The following is a 20,878-nucleotide window of genomic DNA, read 5'->3' as shown; positions in this document are numbered from 1 at the left end:
TTTTATATTTATTAATAGCAAAATAGATGCTTCATTAGATAATTATTTAAGGGTGTTTAACTAATCTCCTTTTCTTGAATCGAGACCACTCTCTTTTTATTTTTTTTAAAATATTTTTCTTGTCTAAATAATTTTTTAAATATGAACTATGACTTTCTTCTGATGCTTTTACCACATATTTTCGATAGTCTATGTTACCGCCTGCTCGAATTATTTCATCAGATAAATCGATAAAACATTCAATAAGAAATTTATTTCTTGACTCGAATAGATGCAAGTAATCGTTATTATATATCGTAAATAATCCATACACATGACTGTCACCTAATAACCATTTAGGGACAGCAGAAATAGTTGGGTAAACGAAATCTATCGTGTAGTTAGCATTTTTTCCTGCTAATGTTATCCTACCAGCAACATCAAACTCGGTATCTGCAATTAATGATGGACATCCTATGCCACGCCATGTTTTTCCTGTTAAAGCAAGAAACATTGGAGCTACATAAATATAATGATAATCAATATGATTAGCTGATTGCGTACAACCATAAATCCGGCCATTACGTGCACTGGCTATTGCTTTTTGTACTGCTGCTGAGTTTAAAGGAATGCAGTCAATATCAACGATAATAATTACATCATCATCTGATGCATTGTCAAATATTTCCATCATCCATATTGCATGATCTACATTGTGGCGGTTTTGTTGTTCAATATGAAAACCTAATTTATTAAAGACTTGCCGTTGTGCATTAACTAAACGTGGGTCTACATTATTCCAATACAACGATAGTATTCGAACATTGCTATAATTAGGTAGGAAAGTGTCGGTCATGAATTACTCCATTTAACTAAACGTTGCTATACCCAATACTTTTCTCTAATTATAAAATATTTGGTAGTGATTACCAATTATTAGAAAATGTATTTTCCTATGAAGGTTCCGAACACTTTTTTATGTACCTCAATTGAACGTGAGAGCAGATAGTTTTATGTGCCAGACGATTATTGCGGGTTATTAGTGTCAGATGGTTACGTTTGATAATTTTAAAAAATATTTTGAAAGATTGAATTTATTATATTGATGTTCTTCTATACTGAGACTTGATATTTCGTTTTTAACTCATCTATGAAGTAATTTACGTTATCGCAATTTTTGTTATCAGGTGGGTCTGTGTACCTGTAATTCCACGACTTTAGATTTAATAATATCGCGACTAAATCTGTACTTGATTATTTTTGCTGGGATGCCTGCTACTTACAGCGTATAGTGGGACATATTTTGTAACCACAGAATTGGTAGCAATCTCTGCCCCATCGCCTACAGTTATCCCCCCTTTAAAACACCATCATTTGCAATCCAAACACCATGACCAATGACTAATTCTAGGGTGTGTAAAAATCTTTCAATATCCATATGCCATTAAATTTTCTTTTGCATACTCATCATAATTTCTATTATAAGTAAGCATGTGTGTTGTAAATCCATCTATTGGATGACTGCCACCCATGATTTTTACATTACTGGCAATACTACGAAATCTACCCATTTTTACGTTACCCGGAAGGAGCATGTTGGGAACAAAAACGCGCCTAGGCTAGAAAAAAATCGATGTGCCATTATTGAATATTTTTCGGAAAAAACATTGCCATAAATTTCAATATTATCTCCTTTTCTAAATGAAAATATATTATTTTCTTCGTGAGTTTTATTGCTCACATGACTAAGGAATATTTTGTTATCCATACTATATTCATAGTGACTTTTTGCTCAGCGGAAAGTAGAGTCGAGTTTTTTTATAGTCTTTGAAAGAAAATAAATTCTTAGTCATTTTTATATAGTTCGTTAATAAATCATTGGTGTGGTGATCTTTATATTTTTAATTATAATATGTAAGATTGGATTTATATAATTAACTATTCAGAGATTTTTTATTTTCAGTGTTGTTTCCCAACTTTGAGAATATAATTAATTTAATTTTTATATACCATAACATCAACTGGCTATGGTTGTATTTTTTAAATAAATAAAACCAATTGTTTTTACCGAGATAATTAAGTTTTATCAAGTCATTTCTTTTGTAGTAGCACATGATGAAAATTCCTTGATCATCGTCTATCATCTTTCTTTTTAATGTCAATCGCTGGCAAGCCCAGACGAGACGAGAAAACTCATTCCATTTTTCTTTTTTTCCAACTATGGCCCCTCCTATTATATAAACATCGTTGTTTAACATTTTATCAAAAACATCATCTAAGGAATTTACTTTCAGTCCTTTTTTTATCGTGAAGAAGTTAATTTTCTCTTCTGGGAAGTGATAATCCCATCTCACAATATTATTTAATGTTTTTAAATCTCTGCAATATCCAAAATCAACCCACGCCACACTTTCTGTTTTAACTAGTTCTAAATTTATTGCTTTAGATACAAAGTAGCTTTTAAGATTACAAACTAAAATATAATCTGGGGAGAAGTACTCTGGGCTAATAGATTGTTCTTTATTTAATAATGACTTAAATTTATCAGAATCTTGAATTTTTTTTATTTTTTCTCTTAATTTAATTAATCTCTTGACAGGATTCATTACTATTATTTTTGTTGGCCTTTCGCCTCTAATTTTTCTTATTTTATCCTCAAACTCCTTTGAAGTAAAAATAACCATGTCGTTTTCAAGGGTTGCAAGATTTTTGAAATAGTCAAGGTAAGTTTGACTTGTTCTATGGAAATATGGAGAGTACCCGTTTTCAGTGGTCCAATTTCCTCTTCCTATATCAAAAAATGCAGTAACTATAGTAATAGAAGATGTCATTTAAAAATCCTAATAATATATTAATTTTTTATCTTGATTAATAGCTTTTTTATTCCGTATGAAAAGGAGGCTGCTAATCCTGAAAGATATTTATGTTGTTTTAATAAATGTTTATATTCCTTTTTTCTTTCTACAAAGCTACTGGCATCCTTTAGGTCGTTGACTGACCAGGGAGACTCTTGCTGAGCGTGTTGAAAGTATGATGTTGACGGATAGTTTGCCCATTTGTGCCAAGGCTTAGTTACACCTGTATAGTGTATGAGAATAGTCGTATTTTTTATGATTTCTTTATATTTTTGATGGCTTGGATCTTTCAACTCATTTTTTATAGAATAAATAGTATTATATTCCCTGGGAAGGAAGGTTACGTTACCGTGTAATAATATATTCATGACATCTTGATCTGGATATTGGATTGACTCTTCACCACTTATTAATTTATCAAATATCTTTTGTGTTAAATCCAATTCATTCCAGATAGTTAAATTTACGAATAAAACGCCAGAGTTAAAATACTTCCCTTCTAAGGCAGCAATCTTTAATCGATTTGCTGATTTTTTTTGTGTTTCAGGTAAATCACGAATTACGGCCGCAACATGTGGTGCCGTATCCAACTTGTGAAGCTGTGCTAAAGAACCTTTGCACATTACATCAGCATCAAGATAAAGGAGATTTGATATTTTTTCTGAAAGGTGGGAAAAAGCTAATAACCTGAAATACATCGCATGCGACCAAATATCAGTACAAGGCAATGTTTTTAACATTTCAGAATTTATTTTATATAAGACGATTTTAGTTTTGAATTTTTCAGCAAGAACATTTAATTTTTTAATAAAGTCATCATCAAAATCATCAGAAAAAACATGGAATGTAAAATCGATGTCATTATTGATGAGAATTGATGCTATTGATATTCCACAACCAATAGCATAATTTTTATCTATACCATAAGCAACGTTTAGAGTGTCATTATCGGCGATTGGCTGATGTCTATTTTCGAAAACTGAAAGAACATTAATATGCGATGAAAAGACCATTACATCACCTTAAAAGAAGAAAAATTTAGCGTTTGGACTTTAGCGTTCGTTTTTAAAATGCTTTTTTATAAAAATATTTTAAGTAGCTAATTGTGCCAGAAATGAATTGGCTGTTATGAAACTGATGCTTAGCACAATATCGCATGTTACTTGCTGTCACAGCCTCTAAGAGAGGCTCATTTCCCCATGGCGAATTGTCTTTGGCGTTTAAAAAATATTTTGTGCAAGTGTAATTAGCAGCCCATTTATGCCAGGGCTTAGTAGGGCCAATGTAATGAATAAAAATAGTCTCATTGGAAATCGGCATAGGAGCAGACTCGCCATGACTGTATTTTAATTCATAATTAATACTAAACTGGGTGTTGTATTTATAGCCCAGTTGATAAAATTTCCCTGCCAAAAGTATATTTAAAACATCCTGATCAGGATGAGTAATGACTTTCTTCATCTCTGGATCGATCAAAAAACGCATGCTGTTTTCTGTTACAGATGCTTGATGCCAGTTGTTTATTTCAATTAACAAAACGCCGGAATTAAAGTAGCCATTGCTGAGTTCAGGATGTTGAAGCTTTTGTGCACGGTTTTCCCACCAACTGCTATCACCATCTAAAACAGCAGCGGTAATATGGCTACTAATATCTAATTTTATTAATTCTTGCAACGAGCCATTACATATAATGTCCGCATCAAGGTAGAGAACTCTATCGAGTATCTGATAGAAATAGTCGGCAATAATAAAACGAAAATAAATGGCATAGCTCCAGAGTTTTGTTTCTGGTAACGTTTTTAACCAATAACAATCAACGATATAAATGTTAATGGTTGTATTGTATTGCTCTGCCATCTCTTGAAATCTGGCTTTATCACCATCACTGAGTTTGTCGGTAAACACGTGAAAGGATAAACAGTAATCCGGATTCTTTAATAAAATAGATGCGATAGCGATGGCGCAGCCATAAATGAATTTTTCATCAGTGCCAAAGGCTATGTCTAACTCGGCATCTTTTTTAGAATAGGAGAATGAGTGTACACTTTTTATGACTTTTTCTTTGTCAAAGTACATGCGCTTACCGTGTTGGATGAATAGCGAAGAGAATAACGTGTTGTAAGAAACAGGTCAGAATATGTTTTTATTTCTCATTATGATTCGATAATCAACTGCGCTGCTTTTTCTGGCAGACTATAAATATCTTCCGTGTCGGCAAAGTGGCGGGCATTTTCCGCCCACTGTTTGAGCGTTTTTGGCTGACTGAGCGCGTGTGATAACGCGTGATTCAGTTCTGTCTGGCTAAAAGGCTCGGAAATAACTTGTCCTGCCTGCGAGCGCTCAATGTAAAAAGCATAACCGCATGCATCGGTAACGAGTATCGGCAATCCTGCTGCGATAGCTTCGAGCAAGACAATGCCGGCTGCTTCCTGATGAGCCGGATGCAGTAACAGATCCGCCGCTGCCATAAAGTCAGGAATATCGTCTCGACCTGAAAAGAAATGTATTTGTTTACCGATACCGAGTTGTTCAGCCTGCTGTTGAAACGGTTTTGGATCGTCTTGGCCGACAACGAGCAGCACGACCTGTTGACGTAATTCCTGTGGCAAGCTAGCGATAGCGATCAGGCTGCGGCCAACGCCCTTACGTTTGAAGTCGGAGCCTACCTGTAACAGAACGAATCCGTTTTCATCCAGCTTATGCTGCTGGCGAAATTGAGTACGCGTATCTGGAGAACGCGTGCTGTACTTTCTATCCGATGAAATACCTGGGGGCAGCATAAAGAAGCGTTCATCCTGTGTGCCGTAATGCTTCTGAAAATGGGCAATTTGCCGCGGTGTTAGCATCAGCATACGCGTGTGGCTGTTTCTATCGAACACATCGCGTTCTAGCGCCGCATATCCGCGGTAGCGGGGTGTTAGTCGATAAAAAAAGCCTTTTTCCTGAACCGCTTTTTCTGCCGTACATCCCTCTGCGGCATAGTAGAAGTCCAGCCCTGGCATTTTGCTAAACCCGACAACGCGATCGGCAGGGTGTTTCTGTAAATGGCGTTGTATCCAGTCGGAAAAACGGCGATGGCGAGTATGGTTACCGAGTCCTGATATCGGTACGAGAACGATGTCGAACCCTTCTGGTTTGTCACCTTGCCATTCGCTCGTGTAAACGCGAATCTCGTGGCCTTGTTTTTGGCAGGTTTGTGCGATGCTTAGAAAATCCCGCTGTAGCCCGCCGAAAGGAAAGTATTTATAGACACAGAAGGCGATTTTCATTGGCTATCTCTTTGCGGCGTAGTATTCAACATCTGTTCTGATGCCTGAATGACATCTTCCGCAGGAATGCAGGATAAATACTTAACAGTCTGATCGTAATTCTGTTGGGCTGGCATCTGTTGGTATTCGCCGGCCCAAATCTGTTTATAGTGTTCGCACCACGGACGCCATAATTTATAGTCTGTTGGACCAAATAAGCTTACGAGTGGTGTATCCAACGCGGCCGCCATATGCATCGGGGCCGAGTCTACGCCGATATACAATACAGCGTTGTCAATGAGTGCGGCCAACTCCAGAAAACTCGTTTTACCTGCGAAGGTCATATCGGGTTTATGTGTGCACTGTGCGTGAATATCTTGCACCACATTTAAATCGTCTTCAGAAGGACCACAGGTTAAAACGACTTCCAGATTTTTGGTTTTAAGATAATCAATGACCTGAGCGAATTTGTCGTTGTCCCAGTATTTGTAGTATTGGCGAGTTGTGGGTTGGATGACAACGTAGCGCTGCGTTAACAGTGTAGGGCGTTGATTTATGATGCTTTGGGCATCTTCCTGACGATAATACAGGGATAACCGGGAGCGCGTATTTGACGCTGGTAAGTTGAGCGGGGTGAGGAGATAAAGATTTTGCTCAACAATATGCGCGCCTATTGGCGGAACGCAATCACTGAAAAATGAACGCCATATCTTTCCTTTCAGGTTATTGCCCCGATCAAGAGCAATACTGCGACATCCCAATGATTTGACTAATAGAGCAATCGGCCACTGGTCAGCTAGATTGACGATCAGATCGTAATTATTTTGTTTAAGCGCTTGCCTGGTTTCTGTGAAATTACGGATTTTTTCTAAAAGCGTGCCAGTCTTTCTCTTGAGCCCATAAATCTGATGTATCTCTGGGTTTGCGGAGAGAATTGGCATCGTATCCTGGTACAGCAATACGTCGATTTTGGCGTCAGGATAATTTGCTTTCAGCGTGCTGATGAGCGGAGTGGTCAGCAGCATATCGCCATGATATCTGAGCTTTACTACAAGAATCCGGTGATAAGAAATGATGCGTTGACTCACTCGTTTTCCTTCATTTAATCAAAAGGTTATTATTTTATTGCGGGTATGCTACCGCCCCTGGCTCGACAGCTACCAGTTAACTGAGATGATTCAAGACTTCATAGCGATTTGCGGAACGCAAATTTATCTCGCGATGTTGCTACAGCACATATTGTGCTAAACCTCCGTATGGTACTAGAACCCACATTTCTCTCACAGGGGTAAATGCTATTGCCACCTGCTAATTATAACAGGGTTAATTCTTTAACCATTTTCCGGTCAGCGTTGTGCCAAGGCAAAACGTCATTAGCCACGTAATAAGCATATCCCGTGAATAAAGGATGACATCGCTAAGTCCATACATAATCAGAGCAAAAAGTAGCGCGACAGAGAGGTGGCTGCGTAGAACAAAAAATGAAAAATAGAATAAGGAGGCATAGAGCAATATTAGTAATATCGCCCCCGGTAACCCTTTAAGGGAAAAGGCATCAACCACTTCATTATGTAGATGGACATTCAGATACTCGACAGCACCCGCTAAACTCGGCTTTTGTTCCGCTTGTGTAATGATCTGGGCGGCACGCTGTTCGGCAGATTGCCCCAATAATGCGTCTTCTCCTGCTTCTATACCAGATTGGTACATGGCGATGCGCGCACCCACTGATGTTTTGCTGTTATTCATGCTGTAGCTATGTACGTCGTTGAACAGGTCGTTGACGCGTTGATGAATCGTCTCCTGAAACAGGAATAAGCATAGGAGAAGTGTTGTTACTGAACCAATGAATGCCTTTATGAACAAACGTTTATCGTGTCTGACTTCTGACAATAAAATGGTTGCGCCCACAATAGGGTAGACAAACATAGCTGCCCGGGTTTCTGTCAGTAGAATGGCTATCGTGACTAACAGAAAATGTACCAGATAGAGATAATACTTATAGGTTGAATCGAGCTTCAGCAGCGCCTGTGCGCTTAACGCACCAATAAAAGTAAGAAAATAGGCGGCGCTGGTTGCCGTGCCAAATATCAACCCAATGCGATGCATTCCACTGAACAGCGACTGATAGAACGCATAACCTAGCGCTAATACACAAATTGCGATGATGTAGAAGAGCGACTGCTTTCGTTGTTTTTGGGTGATATGCAGTGCCGTCAGCAGGATAAACGCGCCCAAAATCCCGGCGTGCGCAGATGTCTTGTAGGCGTTATACACATAGGGGAAAAGACTATCGGGTTGATAATAGTGGTGATACCAAATGAGGTTGGTTATACCGATAGCGAGCAGGCAAAGTGGAATAAGTAGACGTCGCTTAGCGCCCACGATAGCTTTTAGGTGTGTCACTACATAGAAAACGGATAGCGTGGCAGTGAGATAAAAAAGCCATCCGGCAAGAATGCTACTAAATGGCATAATGGCTAATGTGAGTAAACAGCCGGGGAAGACGGCGTTAAGTGCGACAGCCGAACTTATACTGGGCGTTTTGCCCAGTTCGTACCTTAATTCATTAAGCATGTATTTGTTCACAGTCGGGAGCGATATCACTCGCCTGATGCAGGTAATTCTATCAGCTTCTCTAATTTCTGATGGACGAGGCTAGCGGGAATTGTCTCCATTTTCTGGCTTTCAGACATTTCCACCACCTGGTTCATCCCATAACCGCCAATCAGCCCTGGATCGGTCGGTCCGTACAGCGTGATATTCGGGCGATCCAGCGCTGCAGTTAGGTGGCTAAGCCCGGTATCGACGGAGACGACAGCGTTAGCGCCTGCCAGCACCTCGGCGACCTGTTGCAGCGTCAGACGTGGTAAGACTTCAACGTGTGGGAACCCTTCCGCCAGCCGTAATGCACGCTGGTGCTCATGTTCCGCTCCCCAGGGGAGTTTGATACGCAGCCCACTCGGTGCCAATAGGGCAATGAGTTCACGCCAGTGCATTTCAGGCCAGTGCTTTTCATCACGCGTGGTGGCATGGAGAAACACCAGATAGCGATTGGCATCTGCGGGTAATTGAGAGAGGAAGCGCTGGGCAATCGCATAATCGCCGCGTTCAGTGGGTTTTCTATAGCCTAGACTCGCGGCAAACAATTCTCGTACGCGCTCTACGGCGTGTTGCCGACGGCTTACCGGATGGCGATAGTTATAAAACCAGCTTGCCAGCGGCTCACGTGCGCTCTTGCAGTTCAATCCGTGTTTCTTTCCGTTGGCGAGTCGTGTTACCAGCAGCGCGCTTTTAATCAGCCCTTGTGCGTCAATAACGGCATCATAGCGATACTGGCGTAATTGACGCTTAAATTCTGCACGTTCTTGACGAATCGGGGCGCTGAACCAGCTTTTGCGCCAGCGGCGGATCGCTACCGGAATCACGCGGGAAACCGCCGGGTGCCAGCTTGGAATTTGTGCAAAACCTTCTTCAACCACCCAGTCGAACTGGATACCGGGAATAGCCTGCATCGCGTCGGTCAAGGCGGGTAAAGTATGCAGCACATCGCCCATTGACGATGTTTTCACGATCAGCACTCTCATGCATTTGCTCTCGGCAGCAGATATTTATCTAGCGCGCTGAGCACGCGTTCGGGCTGAATATCGATCAAACTTTGGTGATAACCCTGCTCAGCATCCCCTTTACGCACCCGGTGATAACCGGTTATCAGGCGAATCACTTCGGCCTGATGAGATAACGGCGGAGTAAAGTCGGGACTGCTGGGGCCGTAAAGTGCGACAAGCGGACGATGAAGCGCCGCCGCGACGTGCATGAGCCCTGAGTCATTGCTGACGACAGCATGACAGGCGGCAATCAGCACCACGGCCTGTTCCAGCGAGGTTTTTCCCGCCAGATTGGTGCAATATTGCCGGGTATCTTCCGTCAATCCCTGAAGGATATCGTCACAGGCCGAGTGGTCATTGGCTGAACCGAACAGTGCTATCTGGTAGCCGCGTTCAATCAGCGATTGCGCCAAGGCTGAATAGTGATAATGCGGCCAACGTTTGGCAGGGCCGAATTCGGCACCAGGGCAAAAACCGATGATAGGGCGCGTATCGCTGAGATCAAAGGTCTGCGTCATGTCCGCAATTTCGGTCTGGCTGACCTGTAACTGTGGCCAAAGCAACGGCTGTGGCAGATCCTCTGCACGATGAATACGGCTACGATCGTAGCCTAATGCGGTGTAGCGTTGGACCATCAGCGGAAAGGCGGCTTTATCCAGCACGCGTACGTCGTTCAATAGCCCATAACGCATTTCGCCGCGCCAGCCTGTGCGCTGCGGAATGTTGGCAAAGAACGGCACCAGCGCAGACTTAAAGGAGTTGGGCAACACGTAAGCGCGATCATAGCCCGCATCACGCAGCGATACGCCAAGACGGCGGCGTTCCCCCAGCTCAAGTGCGCCGTGCCCTAGCGGCATAGCTAACGCCTGATTGACTTCCGGCATCCGTGCCAGCAGCGGACGGCACCAGGCCGGTGCCATCACGTCAATGACCGCTTCCGGGTGTTCAGCCTTCAATGTGCGATAAAGGCTGTGCGACATCATCATATCGCCGACCCAGGAAGGGCCGATGACCAAAATTTTCATACCGCTTATGAATCCTTATCCGATTAAACGGTACGGTTCAGCCAGGTCATATATTCCGCTACGCCTTCGGCGACGGTTTTGAACGGCTTATCGTAGCCCGCAGCACGCAAGTTAGTGAGGTCGGCCTGCGTATAGGCTTGATAGCGACCTTTCAGCTTCTCAGGGAATTCGATGTATTCCACGCTGCCTTTGTTATGGAAGGCAAGTGTGGCGTCGGCAACGGCCTGGAAGGACTCGGCACGGCCGGTACCGCAGTTGAAGATGCCGGAAACACCGTTTTGCCAGAACCACAGGTTGACGGCGGCGACATCACCGACGTAGATGAAATCACGCTTGAAATTTTCGCTACCGGAGAACAGCTTCGGATTTTCACCCTGATTGATCTGGTTGTTCAGGTGAAACGCGACGCTCGCCATGCTGCCTTTGTGACCTTCACGCGGTCCGTAGACGTTGAAATAGCGGAAACCGCAGATCTGTGATTCCGCTTCCGGCAGAATCTCACGCACGTATTGATCGAACAGGAATTTGGAATAGCCATAGACGTTCAGCGGCTGCTCGTATTGACGGTCTTCGACGAAGTTATCGTTGCGACCACCGTAGGTCGCGGCAGAAGAGGCATACAAGAACGGAATACTGCGATCGAGGCAATAGTGCAGCACATCTTTGGAATACTGATAGTTGTTATCCATCATGTATTTGCCATCCCACTCTGTCGTGGAAGAGCAAGCACCTTCATGGAATACGGCATCGATATCACCCAGATCGTCACCTGCAACGATGCTGGCGATAAAGTCTTCTTTATCCATGTAATCTGCGATGTCCAGATCGACCAGATTGACGAATTTGGTGCCGTCTTTCAGGTTATCGACAACCAGAATGTCCCGATAGCCGATGTCATTCAGAGATTTTACGATATTGCTGCCGATAAAACCGGCACCGCCAGTAACGATAATCATGGGCGCGACCTTTGTTAATCTTGCCGGTGAGGCACCGCGCCCCACACTGTTTATGACCGCTATAATAGCATTTCATTTTACCGCAAGCAGCCAGAGCTTAATTTATCCCGTGTTGCGCCAACTTTTTTAAGATGATTCAGGCCGTGACGACGCCAGCATTTTCAGACTGTTTACCCCGCATTTTTGCCCACATCCGCTAGCTTAAAAACCATAACGCAATCTTTTTATGGGAGAGTGACGCTATGCCTGCCGCGTTTTATCAACAACTTACTGCACAAATTATGGCTGCACGCACCGAAGGCGTGTTCAAGGAGGAGCGCATCATTACCTCTGCGCAGCAGGCTGAAATCGGGGTAATGGGCAGCGACCGCCTGCTCAACTTCTGCGCCAATAATTATCTTGGCCTGGCGGACAGCCCTGAGTTGATTACCGCCGCAAAGTCTGGATTGGACAGCCACGGTTTTGGTATGGCTTCGGTGCGTTTCATCTGTGGAACGCAGGATATCCACAAACAGCTGGAGCGTAAGCTGGCGGAGTTTCTGGGCATGGAGGACGCGATTCTCTATTCCTCCTGCTTTGATGCCAACGGCGGGCTGTTTGAAACGCTGATGGGGCCGGAGGATGCGATTATTTCCGATGCGCTCAATCATGCTTCGATCATTGATGGTGTTCGGCTATCGAAGGCGCGGCGCTACCGTTACGCCAATAACGATATGAACCAACTGGAAGCACAGCTGCAATTGGCCAGAGCGGAAGGAGCGAAACACATCATGATTGCCACCGACGGCGTTTTCTCGATGGACGGCGTGATTGCGGATTTGCAGGAAATTTGCGATCTGGCCGATCGTTATGACGCGCTCGTGATGGTTGATGATTCCCATGCGGTGGGGTTTGTCGGTGAACATGGTCGTGGGACGCATGAACATCGCGGAGTAATGGGGCGTGTCGATATCATCACTGGCACGTTAGGCAAGGCACTGGGCGGTGCGTCAGGCGGCTATACGGCGGGCAGGCGTGAAGTGATCGACTGGTTGCGCCAGCGCTCGCGGCCCTATCTGTTTTCCAATTCACTTGCGCCAGCCATTGTCACCGCGTCGCTCAAGGTGCTGGCTCTGTTGGAACATGGCGGAGAACGGCGTGAGCGTCTGTGGGCAAACGCTCGTTTATTCCGTGAAAAGATGACCGCCGCAGGGTTCACGCTGGCGGGAGCCGATCACGCCATTATTCCCGTTATGCTGGGTGAGGCACAGTTGGCACAGGATTTTGCGCAGGCACTACAGCGGGAAGGCGTTTATGTCACGGGCTTTTTCTACCCTGTTGTTCCCCTTGGCCAGGCGCGTATTCGTACCCAAATGTCGGCTGCTCATACACCGCAGCAAATCCAATTCGCCGTCGAGGCGTTTATCCGCGTGGGCAAACGCCTGGGTGTGATCATCTGAGGATATCGTCATGAAAGCATTGGCAAAACTGCGGCCAGAAGAGGGTGTCTGGATGGTGGATTCCCCCACGCCGGAGCTCGGACATAACGATATCATGATTAAAATCCGCAAAAGCGCGATTTGCGGAACGGATGTGCATATCTATAACTGGGACGAATGGTCACAGAAGACCATTCCCGTTCCGATGGTCGTCGGACATGAGTACGTGGGGGAAATTGTCGCTATCGGTCAGGAAGTTAACGGCTTTCATATTGGCGACAGAGTCTCGGGCGAAGGGCATATTACCTGCGGCTACTGTCGCAATTGCCGTGCCGGGCGACGTCACTTATGCCGTAATGCCATCGGTGTTGGAGTAAACCGTCCCGGTTCGTTCGCGGAATATCTGGTGATCCCTGCCTACAACGCATTTCGTATTCCCGACAATATTTCTGACGAGCTGGCTGCCATTTTCGATCCTTTCGGCAACGCCGTGCATACCGCACTTTCCTTCGACTTAGTGGGAGAAGATGTGTTGATTGCCGGAGCGGGACCGATCGGCATGATGGCGGCGGCGGTGTGCCGTCACGTTGGCGCAAGGAATGTCGTGATTACCGATGTGAACGCGTATCGCCTGGCGTTAGCCAGCAAAATGGGCGCAACGCGCGCCGTCAATGTGGCAGAGGAAAAACTGGCCGATGTAATGATAGAACTAGGCATGACCGAGGGGTTTGATATTGGGTTAGAGATGTCGGGCGCACCCTCGGCCTTTCGTGCCATGCTGAAAGCGATGAATCACGGTGGTCGCATTGCCATGCTGGGCATTCCGCATGAACCGATGTCGATTGATTGGGGAGAGGTGATTTTTAAAGGGCTATTTATCAAAGGGATCTACGGACGGGAAATGTTCGAAACCTGGTACAAAATGTCGGCACTGATTCAGTCTGGGCTGGATTTGTCACCGATTATCACCCACCGCTTTCCCATTGATGAATTTCAGAAAGGGTTCGATGCCATGCGCTCGGGTCAGTCGGGCAAGGTTATTCTCAATTGGGATGAAGAGTAACCCTGCCGTAGCGAGTCCACGCGGCATTACGGCTGCTTGTGTGTTTCGGTGTCGGCTGGGGCAATCCAGGTCTGCCAGCGGTGCTTGATAAACAGCACGGGTGCACTTTCCTGAATGCTACTGCTCACTAGCTTGAAGAACACATCGTTCTTCACCGGTTCCGGCGGCTGTTTGACTTGGCACTGCGGTATGCCACGGAACGGGTTACGCGGTTTGACTGGCGGCTGCGGCTGAGGTTCATACTGCCGCGTTGGTTCATTCAGCAACTGGCTGGGACGCACTAAGACAATATCGGCATCCAGCGTGGGCAGCATCTGCTGCAAGACACGGATGGTTGAAGGATGTGGGTGCCCGATAGCGATAGCGGAACCGCTACGACGGGCGATTTGCACCGCACGGGTAAACTGTTTGCGAATCTCGGCTTCGTTTTGCGAGTCATCCAGAAAGACTTTGCGTTTGATGACTTTGACGCCCGTTCCTGCCGCAGCCTGACTCGATTGGCTGCTGCCAATGGTCATGCTATCAAGGAAGTAGAGCTGATAGGCACTCAGCGCCTGCATGACTTTTTGCATACCGGGCAGGCTGGCGGTCATCGCGCTGCCCATATGGTTATTCAACCCCACGGCGTAAGGCACGTTATTGACCGATTGGCGAATGATGCGCTGAATTTCGTCACTGCTCATATCTGGGCGTAGCGTGTCACGCTCCAGCGGCTGCTTGCTCATTGGCGCCATCGGTAGGTGGATTAGCACTTCGCGCCCTTGCTGGTGGGCTTTGGTTGCCATCTCACGGGCATACGGTGCGTTGGGCAATACCGCGACGGAAATTGCCGTCGGCATCGCCAGAATCTGGTTCTCATTATGTGGGCGATAGCCAAAATCATCGATCACGATGGAAAGCTTTCCGGCCAGTGCCAAAGGAGAAAGCGCTAACAGACTCAATGCCAATAACGGTGTTTTGGTTAAATAAGACAAGACTATCTTCCCAGCCAAGGTTGTGGATTGACCGCCTGACCCTGGCGACGGATTTCAAAATACAGTCCAGGTTTGCTCTGCCCGCCGCTGGTGCCGACTAACGCAATGGCTTGACCGGCCTTGACCTGAGTACCAACGGAAACCAACGCGCTCTGGTTATAGCCATACAGGCTCATATCACCTTTACCATGCTGCACGACCACCACCAGTCCGTAACCTTGTAGCCAGTCGGCCATCAACACCGTGCCATCGGCGATAGATTTCACTTCAGTCCCTTCCGGTGCGGTAATGACCAGACCTTTCCAGCGTAGCTCACCCTGTAGCGGCTCGCCGAAACGGTGCTCAATACGCCCGTTAACTGGCCAGATAGCTTGACCAGAAGGTCGGCCTAAACCGCCAGTGCGCGCCATAAGTGAGCGCTCACCTTCAGTGGGTTTGTAACTGCTCCCACTGCGTTTGGCCTGCTCTTCTTTGGCACGAACCTTGGCGGCCTCGCGTGCCTCCCGTTCGGCACGGGCTTTTGCTTCTCGCTCGGCGCGGGCGATCTGGTCGCGTAAGCGGGTTTCATTCTGGCGCAGTTCCGTCAACTGCTGCTGATCTTTTTCCAGCGAGCTTTCCAGCGTCGACAGCGTTTTCTTCCGGTCGGACTGTGCCTGTTCCAGCGTTTGCTGTTGCTGTTGTTGGTCACTTAATAGCGTTTTTTGCTGCGTCTGTTTTTGTTCCAACTGACGTTTTTGATTAGCCAGCTCTACGCGGGTTTGCTGCAATTCGTTGATAGATTTCTGCCGTGCTTCATTCAGGTAGCCGAAGTAAGCGAGGATGCGCTCATTGCGCTGACTTTCTTCTCCGCTCAGCATGAGCTGCAGCGCACTGTGCTGGCCTTGTCGGAAGGCGGCATCCAACTGACGGGAGAGAAGCGTTTGTTGCTTATCCTGCTGAGATTGCAGTTTTGCGATAGAGGCACTGAGGCTGGTTAATTCTTTATTGAGCGTAGACAGCGTATTGCGCGTTTCATGCAGTTGACGACTGGCCTGAGAGATAGACTGCTCCTGCTTTTTCAACTGCTGCACTAAGGTGCTGCGCTGCTGTTGCTGCTGTTGGACGCTTTTTTCTTTCGCGGCGATATCTTGTTGCAGGGTCTTAAGCTGTGCCTGGTTATCTTCCGCTTGGCCGAGCGCGGGCAACAGCAAAACGCCAACGCAGAGCGCGCTGACGCAGCGGGTGAGTAGCCTGTGTAATGCGGATAACTGGCGATCGGCGCTACATGCTACTCGACTCTGTACAAATAACGCGTTTTTACTCATATCGATAAATTATTCCACGATGAACAGCGGCTTACCAGTTGTCTCTTGTCTGATTTCTATTTCCAGACGTGACAAGCATGGCACAAAGGCGCATGTCTATGCGTATCAATGATAGATAAATGGAAAGCGCGCCGCAGATTCGATACGCTATGTTGGCTTACTGGCTGTAATTGCCGTATCGCGCAGGTATACTCAGGAACCTTATATTTTTGTTGCTTAACTGATCCGGGAGCCGTTACACCCCATGCAAGAGATTATGCCATTCGTTAGCAAGAACCCTATTTTGAGCATCGCCTGGGTTGCGCTGTTGGTTGCGGTAATTGTACTTACTGTGAAGAGTAAACTGTCGAACGTGAAAGAAGTGGTTCGTGGTGAAGCGATCCGACTGATTAATAAAGAAGATGCTGTCGTCGTTGATATCCGTAACCGTGACGACTATCGCCGTGGCCATATTGCCAGCGCATTTAACCTGTTGCCGAACGACATTAAAAACGGCAGCGTAGGTGAACTTGAAAAACATAAGTCGCAGCCGATTATCGTGGTCTGCGCCAACGGCCTCTCTTCACGCGAAGCGGCCGAGAACTTGCATAAAGCGGGTTTTGAGCGTGTGCAGGTACTGAAAGACGGTTTGGCTGGCTGGAGCGGTGAGAATCTGCCTTTAGTCCGCGGCAAATAAAACGGTTTGTGGTAAAACTATCCGCATCGTGCCATGTGCGTCAGTTATACACTGCGAAAATGGCGACGATTTTGCAGGATAACCGACAGGCTGATTGCAGTACGACAATGACAAAAATGTGCTGACGTCCGCCTACTTATGACGACGGAAGACGTCAAGAAAATCCAACAAAAGGGTATTACTTAACATGTCTGAACAAAACAACACAGAAATGGCTTTCCAAATCCAGCGTATCTACACCAAAGATATCTCTTTCGAAGCGCCGAATGCGCCTCAGGTGTTCCAACAGGAATGGCAGCCAGAAGTAAAACTGGATCTGGATACGGCTTCTAGCCAACTGGCTGATGACATCTATGAAGTCGTACTGCGTGTGACCGTAACGGCATCTCTGGGCGAAGAAACGGCATTTCTGTGTGAAGTTCAACAAGGTGGTATCTTTACCGTTGGCGGTATCGAAGGGACTCAGTTGGCGCACTGCCTGGGCGCATACTGCCCGAACATTCTGTTCCCTTACGCGCGTGAGTGCATCACCAGCCTGGTTTCTCGCGGTACTTTCCCGCAATTGAACCTGGCGCCGGTTAACTTTGATGCGCTGTTCATGAATTACCTGCAACAGCAGACCGAAGGTGAAGGCGCTGCGCAGCATCAGGATGCCTGATGAACGCGTCTGACGCTTCCATGACCGTCATCGGTGCCGGTTCATACGGCACCGCATTAGCCATTACGCTGGCGCGTAATGGCCATCGAGTCGTGCTGTGGGGCCACAACCCTACGCACATTCAGGCGTTACAGGCCGCTCGCTGTAATCAGGCATTCCTGCCTGATGTGCCTTTTCCTGATTCCCTACAGTTGGAAACTAATTTGGCACAGGCGCTCGCTGCCAGCAGAAACGTGCTGGTTGTTGTGCCGAGCCACGTATTCGGTGATGTTCTGCGTCAGTTGAAACCTCACTTGCGTGCCGATGCGCGTATCGTGTGGGCGACCAAAGGGCTGGAAGCGGAAACGGGGCGCTTGTTACAGGATGTCGCACGCGAAGCATTGGGCGAAGCTATTCCGCTTGCGGTGGTCTCTGGTCCGACATTTGCCAAAGAATTAGCGGCGGGTATGCCGACGGCGATTGCGCTGGCATCAACGGACAGTGAGTTTGCCGACGACCTGCAACGGCTACTACATTGCGGGAAGAGCTTCCGTGTTTACAGCAACCCGGATTTTATCGGGGTGCAGTTGGGCGGCGCGGTGAAGAACGTCATTGCTATCGGTGCCGGAATGTCTGACGGCATTGGGTTTGGTGCTAATGCACGTACCGCTTTGATTACTCGCGGATTGGCGGAAATGACCCGGCTTGGAGCCGCACTGGGTGCAGACCCTACCACTTTCATGGGGATGGCTGGGCTTGGCGATCTGGTGCTGACCTGTACTGATAATCAGTCCCGTAACCGACGCTTTGGCATGATGTTGGGGCAGGGAATGGATGTGCAGAGCGCGCAGGATAGCATTGGTCAGGTTGTTGAAGGATACCGCAATACGAAAGAGGTTCTGGCATTGGCGCAGCGCTACGGCGTTGAAATGCCGATTACGGAGCAACTCTGGCAGGTTCTGTATTGTGGGAAAGATGCCCGAGAGGCCGCGCTGAGTCTGTTAGGACGTACGCGTAAAGACGAAACCGCCAAATTATAAAACACGTCGTTCTATGCTCTAAATAATTCGAGTTTTATTAAAAATGTTAACGTTTTTAATAATGTACATGCAACTCGAAGTATGACGAGTCTATGCTGGGCTTCCTAATCCTGGGGGCTCATAGTATCTTCATTTTCTTGTATACGCGCGGTAGTGCTAATAAGCCTGTTGTTTTAGAACAGATATATGTTGTGGTGTCTCGGAGAGTAAGGCAATGTCGACAGAAGAATTGGAGCTGGTCTGGAGCAATATCAAAACAGAAGCGCGCAATCTCGCGGACTGTGAACCGATGCTGGCCAGCTTTTTTCATGCCACATTGCTGAAGCACGAGAATTTAGGTAGTGCGCTGAGCTACATGCTGGCGAACAAGCTAGCCAATTCTATTATGCCCGCGATCGCTATCCGTGAGGTGGTGGAAGAAGCCTACCGCGCCGAGCCGCAGATGATCGTTTCTGCCGCACGCGATATTCAGGCTGTCTGTCTGCGCGATCCTGCGGTGGATAAATACTCGACGCCATTGCTCTACCTGAAAGGGTTTCATGCATTGCAGGCTTATCGCATTGGTCACTGGCTTTGGTCTCAGGATCGTAAAGCGTTGGCGGTCTATTTCCAGAACCAGATATCGGTTTCTTTCGGCGTGGATATTCACCCGGCGGCGAGAATCGGCTGCGGGATCATGCTCGATCATGCAACAGGTATTGTGATCGGCGAAACCGCTGTGGTTGAAAATGATGTCTCCATTCTGCAATCCGTCACGCTGGGCGGAACGGGTAAAACCAGTGGCGATCGTCACCCTAAAATTCGCGAAGGCGTGATGATTGGCGCTGGCGCTAAAATTCTGGGGAATATTGAGGTCGGTTGTGGCGCAAAAATTGGTGCTGGCTCTGTCGTGTTGCAATCCGTTCCACCACACACGACGGCGGCAGGGGTTCCGGCGCGTATCGTCGGTCGCCCGGAAAGCGATAAACCTGCGATGGATATGGATCAGTATTTCAACGGTATCAACCGCGGTTTCGAATACGGTGATGGTATCTAACCTCGCGACATAGGTTCTTCATTACCCTCTGCTGAATATAAACCACCGACAAATAAGGTGGTTTTTTGTTATTGCAGCTAAGAAACGTCTGAAAGCAACGCTTGGTTCGCTATCTATTTAAGCACTGCCGCTGTTTAACCCTTCATAATAGGTCGTTTGAGTTTTTCATCGGTTATATAGGCAGATTACGTGAACTAAACTATATATATTTTGGTAACCATCAGAATAGCTTTGCTTGGATCACCTTTGTTTGAATGGAATCGTGACGCTGTTACAGAGAACCTTATATGCATTTGAAGCGAACTTTAATCACGTTGAGTTTGATTACACTACCCATCATCCCTTTTTCGAGTTACGCAGTAGAAAGCATAAATAATACGGGCAGCATGGAAAACCCTGTATCCGTCACGGCGGACTCTACTGATTCTGCGTCGAATAAGCAGGATGAAAGTTGGTGGCAGAGAAGTAAAAATAACCTGTCTACGACCTGGAATGCGCCGCAGAGTCACGATATTTATATCCCTGCTATCACCTGGCATAACCGCTGGACGTACGATAAAGAAAAGACTGACAGATATAATGAAAGACCATGGGGCGCGGGTTACGGTGTTTCTCGCCTGGATCAGGATGGGGACTGGCACGGGCTTTATCTCATGGCGTTCAAAGACTCCTATAACAAATGGGAGCCTATTGGTGGCTACGGTTATGAAAAGCGTTGGCGACCCACCCGCGATCAGGATTTTCAACTGGGTCTGGGCTTTACGGCAGGTTTCACGATGCGTGATAACTGGAACTATATCCCGATCCCTGTATTGTTGCCTTTGGCGTCAATAAGTTATAGCAAACTTTCTTTTCAGGCGACGTATATTCCCGGAACATACAATAACGGTAATGTTTTCTTTGCCTGGCTCAGGTGGCAGATTTAATTCTTAGATTAACGAGCCTCTTTTGTTTTACAAAACGAGGCTCTGTTTATTCTGTAGATCGCGCATTGATGAAATATATTGAATGGCGTAAGTGTTATCTGGATAAAGGTATTTAACGTCACATCTTTTCTTC

At 46.5% G+C, this 20,878-nt stretch carries 19 protein-coding genes and 1 pseudogene; 7 read left to right on the top strand and 13 right to left on the bottom strand.

Features of this window, described 5'->3' with window-relative positions:
• Window positions 1-46 precede the first annotated feature (46 nt).
• The 11 genes and pseudogenes from A6301_RS09655 to rfaD form a co-directional block, all read right to left on the bottom strand.
• On the bottom strand, window positions 47-835 hold the full coding sequence (locus tag A6301_RS09655; RefSeq protein ID WP_205540509.1) for a hypothetical protein: 789 nt from the start codon (window positions 833-835) through the stop codon (window positions 47-49).
• A 189-nt stretch (window positions 836-1,024) separates the two neighbouring features.
• Window positions 1,025-1,832, bottom strand: a pseudogene (locus A6301_RS09650) (CatB-related O-acetyltransferase).
• A gap of 81 nt (window positions 1,833-1,913) precedes the next feature.
• Complete coding sequence (yibB, locus tag A6301_RS09645) at window positions 1,914-2,810, bottom strand: protein YibB (RefSeq protein WP_205540508.1); 897 nt, start codon at window positions 2,808-2,810, stop codon at window positions 1,914-1,916.
• A gap of 20 nt (window positions 2,811-2,830) precedes the next feature.
• Window positions 2,831-3,847 (bottom strand): glycosyltransferase, encoded by a 1,017-nt coding sequence (locus A6301_RS09640; protein WP_234257668.1) that lies wholly within the window; start codon window positions 3,845-3,847, stop codon window positions 2,831-2,833.
• Between the two features lie 52 nt (window positions 3,848-3,899).
• On the bottom strand, window positions 3,900-4,910 hold the full coding sequence (gene waaO, locus A6301_RS09635) for a lipopolysaccharide 3-alpha-galactosyltransferase (protein WP_234257667.1): 1,011 nt from the start codon (window positions 4,908-4,910) through the stop codon (window positions 3,900-3,902).
• A 77-nt stretch (window positions 4,911-4,987) separates the two neighbouring features.
• Window positions 4,988-6,103: a glycosyltransferase family 4 protein gene (locus A6301_RS09630; RefSeq protein WP_234257666.1), complete on the bottom strand. Its 1,116-nt coding sequence runs from the start codon at window positions 6,101-6,103 to the stop codon at window positions 4,988-4,990.
• The gene (gene rfaQ, locus A6301_RS09625) at window positions 6,100-7,170 is read right to left on the bottom strand and encodes a lipopolysaccharide core heptosyltransferase RfaQ (protein WP_234257665.1); all 1,071 of its coding nucleotides are present in this window, start codon (window positions 7,168-7,170) and stop codon (window positions 6,100-6,102) included. Before rfaQ ends, A6301_RS09630 begins: the two co-directional genes overlap by 4 nt.
• Before the next feature lie 235 nt (window positions 7,171-7,405).
• Window positions 7,406-8,659, bottom strand: coding sequence for an O-antigen ligase family protein (locus tag A6301_RS09620; RefSeq protein WP_234257664.1), 1,254 nt, complete (start codon window positions 8,657-8,659; stop codon window positions 7,406-7,408).
• Between the two features lie 26 nt (window positions 8,660-8,685).
• Complete coding sequence (rfaC, locus tag A6301_RS09615) at window positions 8,686-9,669, bottom strand: lipopolysaccharide heptosyltransferase RfaC (RefSeq protein ID WP_234257663.1); 984 nt, start codon at window positions 9,667-9,669, stop codon at window positions 8,686-8,688.
• Entirely contained in the window at window positions 9,666-10,715 is a 1,050-nt protein-coding gene (gene rfaF / locus A6301_RS09610) for an ADP-heptose--LPS heptosyltransferase RfaF (RefSeq protein WP_234257662.1), read from the bottom strand. The genes rfaC and rfaF overlap by 4 nt, the downstream gene beginning before the upstream one ends.
• A gap of 23 nt (window positions 10,716-10,738) precedes the next feature.
• Window positions 10,739-11,671: an ADP-glyceromanno-heptose 6-epimerase gene (gene rfaD / locus A6301_RS09605; protein ID WP_107169088.1), complete on the bottom strand. Its 933-nt coding sequence runs from the start codon at window positions 11,669-11,671 to the stop codon at window positions 10,739-10,741.
• 242 nt (window positions 11,672-11,913) lie between these two features.
• Here rfaD and A6301_RS09600 point away from each other — a divergent pair, with 242 nt between their 5' ends.
• Window positions 11,914-13,110: a glycine C-acetyltransferase gene (locus tag A6301_RS09600; RefSeq protein ID WP_234257661.1), complete on the top strand. Its 1,197-nt coding sequence runs from the start codon at window positions 11,914-11,916 to the stop codon at window positions 13,108-13,110.
• 10 nt (window positions 13,111-13,120) lie between these two features.
• A complete protein-coding gene (tdh, locus tag A6301_RS09595) occupies window positions 13,121-14,152 on the top strand; it encodes an L-threonine 3-dehydrogenase (RefSeq protein ID WP_234257660.1) in 1,032 nt (343 codons plus the stop codon).
• Between the two features lie 26 nt (window positions 14,153-14,178).
• Here tdh and A6301_RS09590 read toward each other — a convergent pair whose 3' ends face one another.
• On the bottom strand, window positions 14,179-15,126 hold the full coding sequence (locus A6301_RS09590; protein WP_234257658.1) for a divergent polysaccharide deacetylase family protein: 948 nt from the start codon (window positions 15,124-15,126) through the stop codon (window positions 14,179-14,181).
• 2 nt (window positions 15,127-15,128) lie between these two features.
• Window positions 15,129-16,430, bottom strand: a complete 1,302-nt coding sequence (gene envC / locus A6301_RS09585) for a murein hydrolase activator EnvC (RefSeq protein ID WP_107169092.1) — start codon at window positions 16,428-16,430, stop codon at window positions 15,129-15,131.
• A 244-nt stretch (window positions 16,431-16,674) separates the two neighbouring features.
• Here envC and A6301_RS09580 point away from each other — a divergent pair, with 244 nt between their 5' ends.
• The 5 genes from A6301_RS09580 (at window position 16,675) to pagP (ending at window position 20,745) form a co-directional block, all read left to right on the top strand.
• Complete coding sequence (locus A6301_RS09580) at window positions 16,675-17,106, top strand: rhodanese-like domain-containing protein (RefSeq protein WP_015842174.1); 432 nt, start codon at window positions 16,675-16,677, stop codon at window positions 17,104-17,106.
• 187 nt (window positions 17,107-17,293) lie between these two features.
• Window positions 17,294-17,764, top strand: coding sequence for a protein-export chaperone SecB (gene secB, locus A6301_RS09575; RefSeq protein WP_014913761.1), 471 nt, complete (start codon window positions 17,294-17,296; stop codon window positions 17,762-17,764).
• On the top strand, window positions 17,764-18,783 hold the full coding sequence (gene gpsA, locus A6301_RS09570; protein ID WP_107169093.1) for an NAD(P)H-dependent glycerol-3-phosphate dehydrogenase: 1,020 nt from the start codon (window positions 17,764-17,766) through the stop codon (window positions 18,781-18,783). The genes secB and gpsA overlap by 1 nt, the downstream gene beginning before the upstream one ends.
• Before the next feature lie 214 nt (window positions 18,784-18,997).
• A complete protein-coding gene (cysE, locus tag A6301_RS09565; protein ID WP_014701938.1) occupies window positions 18,998-19,819 on the top strand; it encodes a serine O-acetyltransferase in 822 nt (273 codons plus the stop codon).
• Window positions 19,820-20,106: 287 nt separating this feature from the next.
• Complete coding sequence (pagP, locus tag A6301_RS09560; protein ID WP_205540497.1) at window positions 20,107-20,745, top strand: lipid IV(A) palmitoyltransferase PagP; 639 nt, start codon at window positions 20,107-20,109, stop codon at window positions 20,743-20,745.
• Window positions 20,746-20,878: the final 133 nt, after the last annotated feature.

Origin of the sequence: Pectobacterium sp. IFB5596 (assembly GCF_021432585.1) — a bacterium.
GTDB classification, from domain to species: domain Bacteria; phylum Pseudomonadota; class Gammaproteobacteria; order Enterobacterales; family Enterobacteriaceae; genus Pectobacterium; species Pectobacterium punjabense.
The sequence above is the reverse complement of the archived record's forward strand: the minus strand, read 5'-3'. Positions and strand labels throughout refer to the sequence as shown.

What these genes read in the sequence shown, in the direction of transcription:
- A6301_RS09600 (WP_234257661.1), top strand. Translation starts at nt 11,914, where the DNA reads ATGCCTGCCGCGTTTTATCAACAACTTACTGCACAAATTATGGCTGCA.
- envC (WP_107169092.1), bottom strand. Translation starts at nt 16,430, where the DNA reads ATGAGTAAAAACGCGTTATTTGTACAGAGTCGAGTAGCATGTAGCGCC.
- tdh (WP_234257660.1), top strand. Translation starts at nt 13,121, where the DNA reads ATGAAAGCATTGGCAAAACTGCGGCCAGAAGAGGGTGTCTGGATGGTG.
- yibB (WP_205540508.1), bottom strand. Translation starts at nt 2,810, where the DNA reads ATGACATCTTCTATTACTATAGTTACTGCATTTTTTGATATAGGAAGA.
- rfaC (WP_234257663.1), bottom strand. Translation starts at nt 9,669, where the DNA reads ATGAGAGTGCTGATCGTGAAAACATCGTCAATGGGCGATGTGCTGCAT.
- waaO (WP_234257667.1), bottom strand. Translation starts at nt 4,910, where the DNA reads ATGTACTTTGACAAAGAAAAAGTCATAAAAAGTGTACACTCATTCTCC.
- gpsA (WP_107169093.1), top strand. Translation starts at nt 17,764, where the DNA reads ATGAACGCGTCTGACGCTTCCATGACCGTCATCGGTGCCGGTTCATAC.
- A6301_RS09655 (WP_205540509.1), bottom strand. Translation starts at nt 835, where the DNA reads ATGACCGACACTTTCCTACCTAATTATAGCAATGTTCGAATACTATCG.
- A6301_RS09630 (WP_234257666.1), bottom strand. Translation starts at nt 6,103, where the DNA reads ATGAAAATCGCCTTCTGTGTCTATAAATACTTTCCTTTCGGCGGGCTA.
- rfaF (WP_234257662.1), bottom strand. Translation starts at nt 10,715, where the DNA reads ATGAAAATTTTGGTCATCGGCCCTTCCTGGGTCGGCGATATGATGATG.
- secB (WP_014913761.1), top strand. Translation starts at nt 17,294, where the DNA reads ATGTCTGAACAAAACAACACAGAAATGGCTTTCCAAATCCAGCGTATC.
- pagP (WP_205540497.1), top strand. Translation starts at nt 20,107, where the DNA reads ATGCATTTGAAGCGAACTTTAATCACGTTGAGTTTGATTACACTACCC.
- cysE (WP_014701938.1), top strand. Translation starts at nt 18,998, where the DNA reads ATGTCGACAGAAGAATTGGAGCTGGTCTGGAGCAATATCAAAACAGAA.
- A6301_RS09640 (WP_234257668.1), bottom strand. Translation starts at nt 3,847, where the DNA reads ATGGTCTTTTCATCGCATATTAATGTTCTTTCAGTTTTCGAAAATAGA.
- rfaD (WP_107169088.1), bottom strand. Translation starts at nt 11,671, where the DNA reads ATGATTATCGTTACTGGCGGTGCCGGTTTTATCGGCAGCAATATCGTA.
- A6301_RS09620 (WP_234257664.1), bottom strand. Translation starts at nt 8,659, where the DNA reads ATGCTTAATGAATTAAGGTACGAACTGGGCAAAACGCCCAGTATAAGT.
- A6301_RS09580 (WP_015842174.1), top strand. Translation starts at nt 16,675, where the DNA reads ATGCAAGAGATTATGCCATTCGTTAGCAAGAACCCTATTTTGAGCATC.